Origin of the sequence: Flavonifractor plautii ATCC 29863, from assembly GCF_000239295.1 — a bacterium.
Taxonomy (GTDB): Bacteria; Bacillota; Clostridia; order Oscillospirales; family Oscillospiraceae; genus Flavonifractor; species Flavonifractor plautii.
Genome location: NZ_JH417627.1, coordinates 1 through 12,637 on the forward strand (window position 1 = coordinate 1; position 12,637 = coordinate 12,637).

At 54.0% G+C, this 12,637-nt stretch carries 15 protein-coding genes; all 15 read right to left on the reverse strand.

What is annotated here, in order from left to right:
• Positions 1-584, reverse strand: a 584-nt coding sequence (locus HMPREF0372_RS00455) for a class I SAM-dependent methyltransferase (protein ID WP_007487975.1), incomplete at its 3' end; no start/stop codon positions are given.
• A gap of 98 nt (positions 585-682) precedes the next feature.
• The gene (locus HMPREF0372_RS00460; RefSeq protein WP_007487976.1) at positions 683-1,258 is read right to left on the reverse strand and encodes a TetR/AcrR family transcriptional regulator; all 576 of its coding nucleotides are present in this window, start codon (positions 1,256-1,258) and stop codon (positions 683-685) included.
• Between the two features lie 56 nt (positions 1,259-1,314).
• On the reverse strand, positions 1,315-2,064 hold the full coding sequence (locus tag HMPREF0372_RS00465; protein WP_007487977.1) for a GNAT family N-acetyltransferase: 750 nt from the start codon (positions 2,062-2,064) through the stop codon (positions 1,315-1,317).
• Between the two features lie 14 nt (positions 2,065-2,078).
• Positions 2,079-2,162 (reverse strand): hypothetical protein, encoded by an 84-nt coding sequence (locus HMPREF0372_RS21250; protein WP_080567976.1) that lies wholly within the window; start codon positions 2,160-2,162, stop codon positions 2,079-2,081.
• Between the two features lie 126 nt (positions 2,163-2,288).
• A complete protein-coding gene (locus tag HMPREF0372_RS00470) occupies positions 2,289-2,471 on the reverse strand; it encodes a hypothetical protein (RefSeq protein ID WP_007487979.1) in 183 nt (60 codons plus the stop codon).
• A gap of 471 nt (positions 2,472-2,942) precedes the next feature.
• A complete protein-coding gene (locus HMPREF0372_RS00475; RefSeq protein ID WP_007487982.1) occupies positions 2,943-4,571 on the reverse strand; it encodes a recombinase family protein in 1,629 nt (542 codons plus the stop codon).
• A gap of 191 nt (positions 4,572-4,762) precedes the next feature.
• A complete protein-coding gene (locus tag HMPREF0372_RS00480; protein WP_007487983.1) occupies positions 4,763-5,176 on the reverse strand; it encodes a recombinase family protein in 414 nt (137 codons plus the stop codon).
• A gap of 44 nt (positions 5,177-5,220) precedes the next feature.
• Positions 5,221-5,379, reverse strand: coding sequence for a hypothetical protein (locus HMPREF0372_RS19915; RefSeq protein ID WP_007487984.1), 159 nt, complete (start codon positions 5,377-5,379; stop codon positions 5,221-5,223).
• 94 nt (positions 5,380-5,473) lie between these two features.
• The gene (locus HMPREF0372_RS00485) at positions 5,474-7,114 is read right to left on the reverse strand and encodes an AAA family ATPase (protein ID WP_007487985.1); all 1,641 of its coding nucleotides are present in this window, start codon (positions 7,112-7,114) and stop codon (positions 5,474-5,476) included.
• Positions 7,115-7,162: 48 nt separating this feature from the next.
• Entirely contained in the window at positions 7,163-8,377 is a 1,215-nt protein-coding gene (locus HMPREF0372_RS00490; protein WP_007487986.1) for an ATP-binding protein, read from the reverse strand.
• Between the two features lie 146 nt (positions 8,378-8,523).
• Positions 8,524-8,946 carry a YolD-like family protein gene (locus tag HMPREF0372_RS00495; RefSeq protein WP_007487987.1) on the reverse strand — a complete coding sequence of 141 codons (423 nt, stop codon included), beginning with the start codon at positions 8,944-8,946 and terminating at the stop codon, positions 8,524-8,526.
• Entirely contained in the window at positions 8,943-10,451 is a 1,509-nt protein-coding gene (locus HMPREF0372_RS00500) for a Y-family DNA polymerase (protein ID WP_007487988.1), read from the reverse strand. The genes HMPREF0372_RS00495 and HMPREF0372_RS00500 overlap by 4 nt, the downstream gene beginning before the upstream one ends.
• Positions 10,452-10,584: 133 nt before the next feature.
• On the reverse strand, positions 10,585-10,851 hold the full coding sequence (locus HMPREF0372_RS18905; RefSeq protein WP_080567977.1) for a hypothetical protein: 267 nt from the start codon (positions 10,849-10,851) through the stop codon (positions 10,585-10,587).
• 71 nt (positions 10,852-10,922) lie between these two features.
• Positions 10,923-11,975, reverse strand: coding sequence for a virulence RhuM family protein (locus HMPREF0372_RS00505; RefSeq protein WP_007487991.1), 1,053 nt, complete (start codon positions 11,973-11,975; stop codon positions 10,923-10,925).
• Positions 11,962-12,279: a DUF6429 family protein gene (locus HMPREF0372_RS00510; RefSeq protein WP_007487993.1), complete on the reverse strand. Its 318-nt coding sequence runs from the start codon at positions 12,277-12,279 to the stop codon at positions 11,962-11,964. The genes HMPREF0372_RS00505 and HMPREF0372_RS00510 overlap by 14 nt, the downstream gene beginning before the upstream one ends.
• Positions 12,280-12,637: the final 358 nt, after the last annotated feature.

Below are 12,637 nucleotides of genomic sequence, written 5' to 3' on the forward strand. Positions count from 1 at the left end.
CTGGAGCGCCCCACCCGCCGGAACTCCACGCCGTGGAAGTGGGGTTCCAGCAGGGCGGCCAGCTCCGCCCCGCTGTAGAGGCGCACGTCCCCCTCGCCGGACAGGGGGAGGAACAGGTTGGCCACCCCCCGCAGCCCCGCCGGGGCCGTGCAGTCTCCCAGCAGGAGTACGCCGCCGGGCTGGAGCACCCGGGCAAACTCCGCCGCCGCCGCGCCCGGGTTGGGATAGTGGTGGAAGGAGTCGTTGCACAGCAGCACCTCAAACCGCCCGTCGGCAAAGGGCAGGCGCTCGGCGTCCCCCTGCACCAGCTCCACCGCGCCGCCCAGCTTTTCCCGGGCCACTGCCAGCATATTGGCCGACAGATCCAGCCCTGTCCGGGCGGTCTCCGGAAACCGGAGCCCCACCTCCCGCAGCAGCTCTCCCGTGCCGCAGCCCACGTCCAGAACCGAGCCATGGGGAATCTGGGCAAGCTGCTCCAGCAACACCGGGTACAGCCCACGGGCATGGCTGCCGAAGCGGGCGGTGTCATAGGTCCAGGCCTGCCGGTCAAAGGCCCGGCCGGAGCGCGTTTTACAGTCGTTCATCGCACATTCTCCTTACTGAATTTTATTCATTGAATTTTGTTCACTCGAATGGGGATTTTTTGCCTCCGACGCGCGTCCCCGCGGTTCGGAGGCGTTGTTCAGTATTCCGGCTCCAAAATCCGGCCGGCATAGCGCCGGAGGAGCGCCACCCGCTCCTCCAGGGGCACCGCATGTTCCCCCAGCAGGCCGATCTGCCCGTGGAGCAGATAGCTGGCCGCCAGGGCCGGATGCTCCAGTCGCAGCTCTCCCCGTTGACAGGCCTCCTCCAGCTCCTCCGCCACATGGGGCGTCAGATAGGCGCAGATGCGCCAGTTCAGCTCCTCATGGATACCCTGGTTCTCCGGCCGGTGGTAAAAGGCGTGGTAGCGGGCGTTCTGCTCGGTCTCCAGCGTCAGCGCCGCCATGTCGTCCAGCCGCTGCCGGATCGTGCGGCTCCGGTCGTGGATGATGGGCAGCCCGGCGGCGCAGCACTCCCGAACATACTGCTCCATAGCCTCCCGGAACAGCACCCGCTTGGAGTCAAAATAGCGGTAGCACAGCCCCTGCACCACCCCCATCCGCCTGGCGATGTCCGCCATGGAGGTGTCCTCATACCCCTTTTCCGCAAACAGCTCCATGGCCGTGTCCAGGATCTCCTGCCGCCGTACCTCCGGCGGCTTTGATATCCGCGCCATCCCATCACCTCATCCGCAGTATAGCACTTGATTGAACAAAAGTCAATGAATAAAATTCATTTTGAGAGAAGCCGCTTGAGGCCCGCCTCATCCAGCAGGTTGACCGTCTCAAGCCGCCCCCGGTAGAACACCGCCCAGTTGTTGAACACGCCGGGCAGCTCCTTGGCCCTGTGCAGGCTGTCCACCGGGATCAGGGTCACCGGCGCGCCCCTCTCCCCGCAGAAGCGCTTCACCTGCTCCAGACTGGCGTGAATGTAGGGGCACTGCATGCCGTAATAGATGGTCAGCTCCTGCTCCGGGATCGTCCCCCGCCGGGCGGCATCCGTGAACCGGGGCGCGGTGCCGTCAAAGGAGAGGGCCAGCAGCTCATACCCTCCGGCGGCGGTGTCCACCACCTGAAAGCCGTATTTTTTCGCAAAGCTTTGGTCGGAGAGCCAGGCCTTCTGCTTCTGGGCGCCCAGCATGCAGACGCCCGACTTCCCCTTCGCTCCGGCGTCCGCCAGGCAGTACTCCATCAGCGCCCGCCCGCAGCCCTTTCCCTTGTACGCCCCCGCTGCCCACAGGCAGTACAAGTACAGGTAGTTGTCCCCCGTCACGGGGACCCAGGCGGTCTCCAGCGGGGCATACTCCACAAATACCGCCCCCTTCTCGTCCAGCTTTCGGAAGACATGCCCCTCCTCCAGCCGCCCGGCAAGCCAGCGGCGCTTGGCCTCCACCCCCGGATGGGGTTTCCTGCTGCGGATGATGCAGCACAGGTGCTCCCCGTCCAGGTTTTCCGGCGTCAGATTGATAAACTCTTTTTCCATAGTCCTCCCCCGGTTTAATTCCACCAAAAGTACCAGAGCTCCGACTTTGCCAGGCCGTCCGCCAGGATGCCGATCTGCTCCACGCCCTGATCCACAATGTCCGGGCAAAAGCCCTATTGCTCCAGCGTCAGGGCTATCGACTCCTCCCGGGCCATCGGGCGGGGTAATTGGCACTCCAGCGCGTCGTGGGTGACGGCGCAGGGTACCGCTCCATGCCGCTCCTGTCAGTACCGCGCCGCCGCCTGCTCCGGCGTGACGCCATGTACTCCCCCCTCCGGCTCCAGGTTCATCTGCAGGCATTCCAGCAGGGGATCGTCATCCCACATGGGTGCGAAATAGGTACAAGGACAGCCTAACAGCTCCATCATCGCCCGGGCCAACTCCGGGGGTGTCCGCTTTTCTTCCATCACTCCGGCTCTTTCTTCATACTCTCTCCGCCAACCGGGCGGCCCCCCACGTATTCCACCGCCGGTCCAGATAGGCCTTCATTCCGCGGTCATGACAGTTAAACAAAAAACGCCCCTCCTGACTCGGCTTCTTTTGAAGTGCCTCTCCCATGCGCCCCCCTTTGGTTTAGTATACCACATATCACTCAAATTTCCGACACCGTTAGCAAAAAAGAGGCAGAAACCAATTGGTTTCTGCCTCTTTTTGGTGGAGATAAGCGGGATCGAACCGCTGACCTCTTGAATGCCATTCAAGCGCTCTCCCGAACCACCGGGTATGCACCCTTTGATGGCTCGGGAAAGGGCTTGAATATCCCGCCCCGGCAATTGATGAGAGACAAATGCAGTATAGCATTGAGGATATATGTTGTCAACTGGCCATATCAAACTTTGATATGTAACCCTCACCGTGATCGTGGCGAGGGTGAGAGCTTATTGCGCCATAGGCAGTTCATAGGTAGCGCATTCGTCGATGCTGTCGATACCATTCAGGAACTGCTCCACATTAATGTTGAATTCAATCTTGACCCTATAGTCCCGGAACACCGAAACCTTCTTGATGATGTAGCCGCAGATCATTTTCTTGACCTCCATCGGGCTTTCATCAAAAATCTTGGACCAGGACACGATCCGGTTGAACTCGGCCTTCATCTCCTCGATCTTAGAGTTTCCATCATTCAGTTCTGCGGTAAGGGTCGTGATTCGTTCACTGGTGGACAGTACCTTCTGTCGGGTATCCTCCAGCATTTCAGTCAGCACATCTTGCGGCAGGGCGCTTTTCCCTTGGATCGCCTTCAGCACCTCGGACTTGAGGGATTCATATTCCTTATTGGCCTTGGTGTTTTCGGCTCTGGCCCGCTGCAATTCCGAGCGTATCATTGCCATCTGCTTTTGAACCGCACTTCCCACAATCATGTCGTTGGAAGCTCCCTGCATCTTGTCGAAGACTTGATGTAGCACCTCGGTGACGATCCCGTCCAGAATGTGCATTGTGTATCCAGTCTGTCCTGTGCATTCCTGACGACGCCGGGTCTTGTTGTAGCATACATAGCGAATACGCTTTTTATGAACCGGCGTCCCATCCGCAAGGCGGGTGGTTGTCCCGTTGGTAGTGAGCACCAGCCGGCCTCCGCAGTGGCCGCAGAAGATGTTTCCGGAAAGCAGGGATTGGCCTGCGGTATTCAGCGGTACTGTGCGCCGCTCTTTCCGCTCATTGGTCCGCTCCAGCATCAGTTTCTGCGCCAGGTCGAATTGGTCTGGGGCGATGATCTGGAGGTCCTCAAAGGGACCGGCATAGGTTTCTCCGCTCCGAAGGATTCCCTTGTAGAGCGGGTTGTGCAGGATGCCCCCCACACTGGCGTCGTGCCAGTTTTGTCCCTTCCGGTTTTTGATCCCGTGGTCGTTGAGGAAGTTGGCAAGGCGCCATCTGCCGTAACCAGACGAAATGCAGAGGTCAAACATCATCCGGACGACTCTGGCCTCGTCCTCATCAATGACCAGCATGTACACCTCATGTTTGCGCTTGTTGAGGATGCCGCTCTTTTCCAGCCGGTACCCGTATGGTGCGTTTCCACCGCGGAATCGGCCTTCCTCTACCATCTGGCCAAGGGCCGTTTTGGTGCGCATCGAAGTTTTCTGGCTCTCTCCATCGGCCTGCCAGAAACGGATGTAGTTGGTCAGGCGGTCCGTGTGGGACTCAAACCGCTGCTCTCCTTCCTGTACGCTCCAGACGCGGACGCCCTTTTTAGTAAACCACTCCACAACGAAGGGGGTTTCATCTGACTTGCGGCCCAGTCGGTCGAACATGAAGACAAGCAGAATATCGAACTTGCCCTGCTCTGCATACTTCTTGATGAGCTGCAGTTTATCACGGTCATCGGCGCTGACTTTATAACCGGATACGCCAGTTTCCTGCTCCTCGCCCACGATGACCCAGCCCATTTTCGCCGCAAAATCGTGGCAGGCTTTTCTCTGCATAGGGATGTCTGCCTGGTTGTTTTCATCGTGATCGACCTGCTTGTTGGTGGAAACTCTGTATAAACAATAAACTCTTTCAGCCATTGATATCCGTCCTCTCATGTTTTTGTGTGAGAGGGCGGACACCCAATCATTCTATTCGATTATCAAGGTTCCCGGCTTTTGCCATACCCATTATCTCACACTACGGCCAGAATAGCCAGGGGAATTGATAATCTTTTTGGAGATAAATCTGCAGTAAATGGGCTGGTGTGTTGGGTTATCCTGTACTTTGCTCAAAGTTTTTGGGCCTCATCAGTCTGCCAAAAGCGAATGTAGTCAAGCATGCGTTCTGCATCAACGCCGTCTATGATCTCTCCCTCATAGACGCTCCAAACATGGATGCCCTTCTTGGTAAACCACTCTGCGATGAATGGGGTTTCGTTGAGATTGCGTCCCAGCCGGTCATACATAAAGACCAGCAGGATATCAAACTCACCCTGCTCAGCAGCCTTTCTAATGCGCTGTAACTTAACAAGGTCATCGGCGCTGACTTTATAGCCGGACACGCCGATCTCCTGCTCCTCGCCAACAATGTTCCAGCCTTTTTTCTCTGCAAAATCGTGGCAGGCGTTCTTCTGCATGAGAATGCTTTCCTGATCCTTACCTCTGTATAAGCAATAGACTCTTTCAGCCATTTTACTGACCATCCCTTCATCAAATCTTCTGAATGCAAGACCTTCAGCAAGTCGTTCTATTTCTGGGGCATTGCATAGGCGCTCAGGAGAGCCTGCTTTACTAATACAGCAACTTCAGGATTTTCTTTTTCTGCAAAGCAGAGAGTGACCTTATAGCCCTGAACCGAGATATGCATTTCAGGCTTTTCTTCGTCGATTCTGAGTACCCTGTTCATAGTAATCCTCCTAAAAATAAAGCATCGGCTATCCTAAAAAGATAGCCGATGCTTTTCAATTTCTAATTGTAACTGCTTAGTGGCGATAGTCCTTTTACAGAGTAGGTTCGATTGACTGCATACCGATTTCCTGTACTTGGACGATATCCAATGTTGGCAGAGCCTTCAGATAATTCTCTACATTCCAGTATTGGACCCCATTTTCCATCTGCGCATCTTCGCCGCGGTACAGGATATAGCGCCCATGGATGGGACCAAACCGCCGTTCCGTCCTCTGGCATTTATCCTCATCGACGAGGTGCCGGTATTGAAAGGGAACCTGTTTGCTGCTGTGTTTGATTTCAAAGATCTCACAGGAGTTTTCTTTCTGGTCATAGATGACCATGTCAAACTCGCCAGCCTCAAACTGCAGTTTGAAAACACGGTGATCCTTGTCGGCCGCCTTCATGGTTTCCAGCAGCACAATATCTTCCATCATCCGGCCACGGACTTCTTCAAGGATGCGGCCCGTGATCTGCGTTTTATCATATTCGCTGAGCGCCGAGAACTGCTCATCCTTTAACAAGGAATGGATAAGGGCCTGGGCCTGACAATATCGCATTCCAGGCTGTGTGAAGAGAATATGTTCCACTGGTTCAATTCCGGGGTCCGCCGATTCAATGGGACAATCCACAATCAACTCCAACGCGGTAAGATATTGCTTAATCTCTATGATGTGAGCAGTTGTGATACCGATGGACTGCTCCTCCTTGTTCCGGATATCCAGCAGTTCCATCAAACGCTGGGTGACCGCCTCTGTATCAATGGCATCCAGCGCCTCTGTGCGCTTTTCGGGGTCACGCTCTTTCCGCAGATTTGCGGCAGTGAGCCGCAGGTCATGGGAGAGAAGATCATCGGTCAGCACTGAGATCAGGAATCGGTGGTTCATATCCTCTATGATCCGGTTGATGGCGCTGGTCAGCTCTCCAGCTTCATACAGAGAGTACAGGTGGCGGAAATGCCCGCCCGACTCGTAGCAGGCCAGGGAGTGCTGGATGTTCTTGCAGATTGCCGTGTCGATGTATCTTCGGGTGGACTCGTCATCCCGGAAGGATGCATCCTGAGCATTCACATCTTCATCGTCAAAGGCCAGCTCTCCGGCGCGTAGTGTGCCGCCATATCGGATGTACTCATCAATGCTGTCGATCCCGAGCAGACGGCTATACTCCCGATATGGGATGAAGGTCGTGTGGATGGACTTGGCCCGGTCATACAATTCTTCATCCATTGCCAGCCAGAAGCCCAGGGAGTCCGTACCAGACAGGACGATCTTCATTCCCATGGTGGCGAACACATCGGAAAAGAGGGCAGCCGAGTCAATAAAGTCTTCCATCAGTGTGACCTCGTCGATGAACACATATCGGAATCCCGCGTTAAACAACTTCTTGAGATCCCGGTTCATCATCGCCATATTGTCAGTCCTGCGGGCTTTGATGTATGCGATACGGCTCAAGTCCTCCTTTGTCATTCTGCCAATGGCCTGACGGAGCATGGTGTTTTTTCCAGTCTGGAGCAGGCCAAAGAGCAGACACACGCGGTCATGACTCCTGCCGTGGAGGTACATCTCCAGTTGCTCAAAGCAGTCGCGTGAGGCCAGTGCCTTTGATTTCTGCGCAACGGCAGCCAGTTCTTTGCCGATGGTTATATCGGTTTCGACACCTGATATTGATATGCTTTTCGGGCTGCTTCCGCTCACTTATGCGTCACCTCCTCGCCAATCACGCCCTGATATGTTACCGCTTTCTCAATTCCATTCTTCCGCCAGAAGGAAGTCACGGATATTCCGGTGCTTGATCCCGTTCCTGCTCATGTCAAACTCGTCGAGGGATACGACATACTTGGGGAAATTGTCCTGGATGCCATCGTATGCACCGAACTCCCGTTTCACCGTATCTTCAGAGGCCAGCAGGTATGTTACCTGCACATAGAGTTTTTCTCCTCTTTTTTCGCATACAAAGTCAATTTCTTTTTCTCCTGCTCTGCCTACTGTGACAACATAACCCCGTCGCAGCAGTTCCATGTAGACAATGTTTTCGAGGATCAGGTTGATGTCCTTCATGTTCCCGCCGAACACAGCCTCCCGAATACCGTGATCCGCAATATAATACTTTTCGTTGGAGGCCAGTATCTGCTTGCCCTGCAGGTCCTGGCGCTTTACCTGATAGAAGAGATATGCGTCACAGCAGTACCGCACATAGTTCAGGATGGTTTCCGCCGCGACAGTCCGCTGCTCATTTTTGAAAAACTTAGCCAGAGAGGACGCTGAGAAAACTGTTCCGACATTTGCGGTCATATACGCAATGATGCGCTCCAGCAAATCAATATCCCGAATCTTGTTCCGTTTTACGATATCTTTGAGCTGCACAGAATTGAATAGATCTGTGAGATACTGCCGGGAGGGTTCTTCCTCATACCGGAGGTTGGCCAGATAGGGCATTCCTCCGGCCAGCAGATATTTTTGAAAGCATTGCTGGATCGAATCGCTTGGTGCGATTGTGTGGTACAGTTCCAGGAATTCAGCGAAGGAGAATGGGTAAATCACAAACTCCACATACCGTCCGCCAATATAAGTGGCCAGTTCACCGGACAGCAGTTTTGCGTTGGAGCCCGTAATGTAGATATCGCAGTCCAGCGCCACACGCAAAGAATTGACGCACTTTTCCCAGCCCTCTACTTCCTGGATCTCGTCAAAAAACAGATACGCTTTTCCCTTGATGCCCTCTGCCCGTTTTATGATCTCATCGTGCAGAGCCGTTGCGGTCTGCAGATGGGAGTACCGCATATCTTCAAAATTGATTGAGATCATCTGAGACGGGGCAACACCAGCCTCCGCCAGTTCCTCTTTGATCAGTTCCAGCATCACCGACTTACCGGAGCGGCGAATGCCGGTCATTACCTTAATCAGTTCGCCCCCAATGAAGGGACGGATGCGGTTCATATACAGTTCTCGTTTGATCATGATTGGAGCGCCTCCTTTCTATCGTTGACCTCAGTATATCCCATTTACAACTGAAAATCAACTGATATAATCTAATTTTATCAGTTATAACTTATAAAATTAGTCGTATGTTGGCGCAAACACTGTACACAGCTTTTCAATTTCTCTCAAAGAAGCCCCCGAATGCACTCACTTTCCAGTTCAACGATGTCGCCTATCGGTATCCTTAAGCCATCAACCAGAATCAATACCTGATCCGCCTCATGGATTCTTTTCAGCCTCCCGGTTGATACGATATACCGGCCGCCGTCTTTCTTTGCGTCGGGCTGGAACCAGGTCACCGTGATTTCCGGCCGCTCTTTGATCCGCTCCAACAGCAGTTGCTGTTTTGAGTCCAAGGCAGCCCTGGCATCCTCGTCCAGTTCCATGCGCTGGTCGGTCAGCCGGGCCGTTTCCACAAGGGCGGCGCTGTGGCCGGACAGGGCCGCAAAGGGTGCGAACTGGGCCGCACGGTCTGAGAGCGGCATCCTCGGGTGCTTGGCTGAGGTAGGATGCGGCAAGTTGATGATATCATCGTATGGTCCGGTCATGCTTTGTGACCTCCGATTTGGTTGTTTCTCTCCCTGGCTGTGGCGCCGTCCTCCAGATTCAGCCCTTTGAGGATGGCATTCTTGCCAAAACGCTTTTTGATGTCCAGCATGGTTTCCTGGAGTTTTCTCTCCCGTGCATGGGCAGTGTCAGCCTCTTTTTTCTGCTTTTCCTTTGCCGAGTAGTCCGTAAACAGGTCAATCTGCTCCGGCAAATCCTCCGGCACAGAAGACTCGTCCAGCAGGTGATTGGCGCAGAGGGTCAGCCGGCGGGCCAGCAGGGTTTTATCTACGATCCGGTCATACAGGCTGGTGGCTGCCTTGAGCAGCTCCTCGCCGGAGGAAGTATATCCGTCCAGATTGACTGTACCATGAGCATGCTTGGGAATTTTGCGCCCATAGCGGTCCGTGGTGACCTCTCTGGTGTAGGCTGTACCCTTGAGGTTTTCGATGTCATAGCCTACTGTGAGGACCAGTTGGTTGGTCGCAAGCCGCTTATCTACCAATTCCAGCGCCAGTGCATCGGCCATCTCCTGGATGACCAGCCTTGCCTTTTCAAATGGGTATGGGTACTGCAGAATCTGCCCGGAGACGATGCTCTTGTTTTCTGGTTTGTATGCCTTAATGTCCGCAATGGTGCAGGGTTCCCAGCCCCAGGCATGGTCGATGAGCAGTTCTGCGTTGACACCAAACAGTTTATAGAGCAGTTCCTCGTTGTGATAATCTGTAGGCTGCCCGATAGAACACCGGGCAATATCTCCCATGGTGTACAGGCCGTTGGCTTCCAGCTTGGCGGCATAGCCTTTTCCCACCCTCCAGAAGTCGGTGAGCGGACGGTGGGTCCAGAAGGAGCGGCGATAGCCCATCTCATCCAGTTCTGCGATGCGGACGCCGTATTCATCGGCGGGGACATGCTTCGCGCCAATGTCCATGGCGACCTTGGCCAGATACAGATTCGTCCCAATGCCCGCCGCAGCAGTGATACCGGTCGTCTGCAGAATGTCGAGGATGATTTTCCGGGCAAATTCACGGGCCGACAGATGGTAGGTCTGCAGGTAACTGGTGGCGTCGATGAACACCTCATCGATGCTGTATGGATAGATGTCCTCCGGCGCAACATGCTTGAGGTACACGCTGTAGACGCGGGTGCTCCAGTCAATATAGTGGGCCATCCGGGGTGGGGCCACGATATAGTCGAGGGCCAGGGAAGGATTTCGCCGCACCTCCGGGTCGTGAGAGGAAGCGCCGGTGAACTGTCGGCCAGGGGTATTCCGCTGCCGTTGGGCATTGACCTCCTTGACCCGTTGGATCACCTCAAACAGCCTGGCTCGACCGGAAATGCCATAAGACTTCAGGGAAGGTGTGACCGCCAGACAGATGGTCTTTTCAGTGCGGCTCAGGTCCGCCACCACGAGGTTGGTATCCAGTGGATTCAGCCCACGCTCGATGCACTCCACACTCGCGTAAAACGATTTCAGGTCACAGCAAATGTAGGTTCGCTCCTTCATGCTTCGGTCACCCCTTCCTCTTTATCTTCCAACACATTTTCAAAGCCATTATAGCACAGTTGTTCTGGTCATTCTATTGTGAAAAAACACCATCTTGAGCCCATTGGAAAACCAGCACAGAATGCCGTGATTCCTAAAGCGATATGCCTCCATATTTCTGCTCTGCCAGGGTTTCAATGGCCTCCTCTTTCGTCCGGAATATCCTCCACGGAGATACCCGGTGATATAGCCCAGTATGGCTTCGGACGCCAAAATATACCCCGTCATAGCTTTCCACAATATATTCGGAAGTGCTCTTTTTCGCTTTGTTTGTAATCATTACACAGGTATCGCCCTTATGCCATCCATACGGAAGATCTGCAGTGTCTACTGTTGGATCATCGCGATATTCAGTTCTCATTTGCCGCCTCCATCTTTCTGCCGCAACTGTAAAAGAGAGCCGCCAGTCTGGAAACCGGCGGCTCTCTTTTGTCAGTCATTCTTTCTCTCTGCTTGTTCCTCCAAGGCAAGGAAATGGTCGAAGTCGCTTTCAAACATGCGATCCTGCACAATCCGGTATTTTTCAAACTCGCTCTCTGCGAAGGCTTTGGCGATCTCATGCGTCACCCGGCCGGTGTCGTGGAGGATCTCATGCTCATTGAATTCCAGGAAGCGATTCAGCCGCTGTGACCAGTCCTGCATGGTCATAGGGATATGGCGGCCTGCCTGGTATTCCGCATAGTCCAGGTACATGGTCACAATGCGTTCCAGCGCCTGCAGTTCCTCTCTGGAAAGATAGTTCTTAGCAATGGACACATCGTACTTCTGTATTTTTCCGTTTGGATACTGCTCCCAGGAAGTTAAGCCCATGTGCGGTTTTTCAGCGTTGGCTCGCTCCACGATCAACTCCGCCGCAGTATGACGGTGGATCGCCCAGTGGAGTTTGTTCTGTACCTCGGAAAAAAACAGGCGCGTGGTTTTGGATGATTTATCATAATCCAGAGCCGTGGCATAGATGTCGGTGATCTTTTGGTAGAACTTGCGTTCAGACATACGAATCTCCCGGATCTGCTCCAGAAGGTGGTCGAAGTATTCCTTGGTAAGTACACTACCCCCGTTTTTCAACCGGTCACTGTCCATGGCCCAGCCCTGAATAGTGTAGTCCTTAACGATGGTATTGGCCCACTTGCGGAACTGGACCGCCCGGTCATTGTTGACCTTGAATCCAACCGCAATGATCATCTGTAGATTGTAGTGCTTCACCTGGCGGCTAACCTGACGGGAGCCCTCAGTTTGAACTATCCGGAAATTCCGGATAGTTGCCTCCTCTGTCAGCTCACCATCCTCATAGATCTTCTGGATGTGCTCATTGATTGTCCGAACATCCACATCATAGAGGGCCGACATCATCTTCTGGGTCAGCCAGATATTCTCATCCTCATAGCGCATTTCCATGCTCTCTGTACTGTCACCGGTAGCGGCCACAAAGGTCAGGTATTCCGCTGCGCTGGATCGGATCGCCTGTTCTTGTTTATCGTTCCGCACTGCGACGCCTTCTTTCTTCTGTATCAATTCCATATTGGGCCAGCAGTTTCCGAGCTTCGGCTTCTCCCTCCGGTGTGATGAGGGCGGGATAGGTTCGCCCGGCAGCGTTGATCAGCCCTTCCTCTGAAAGTTTGTCCAGCAGGTCGTGGGCATAGCCCTTCCAGCATCGGCGGACAAGGGGATACTTTTCCAGTTCCTTCTTCTTGACCGCCCGCATTTCCGGTGTATCCCGTTCCTCCCAGGAGGTCAGGTACATCAGCATGAGGGTCAATTCCCGAATGGTTTCCTTCTGTTTTTCCGGCATTAGCCTGTCCTCCAATCTTTTTGACTTACTACCATCATATCACAGGACGGGCTGTTCGTCTATTCCACAATCATTCCGGGATATACATCGGGCCACTCCGTATGCGTCATTACTCCGCTGCTGGGAGCGCAGTGGGCGAGAACGCAGTCCGCTGTCCAGTTGACCCATTCCGAGTTCACCAGAGCCTCTTGGTATTCCTCAGTCCAGCCACGGACTGTATTATGGACTTATTACATCATCATTCCTGTACATATTTCTTCGCCTGTTTCATCTTCCGCACCCATCATTCCTATAAAAGAGGACTCCATATACTCGTCATAAGCCCGTTGTAGGACTACAATACATATTGGACATCTGA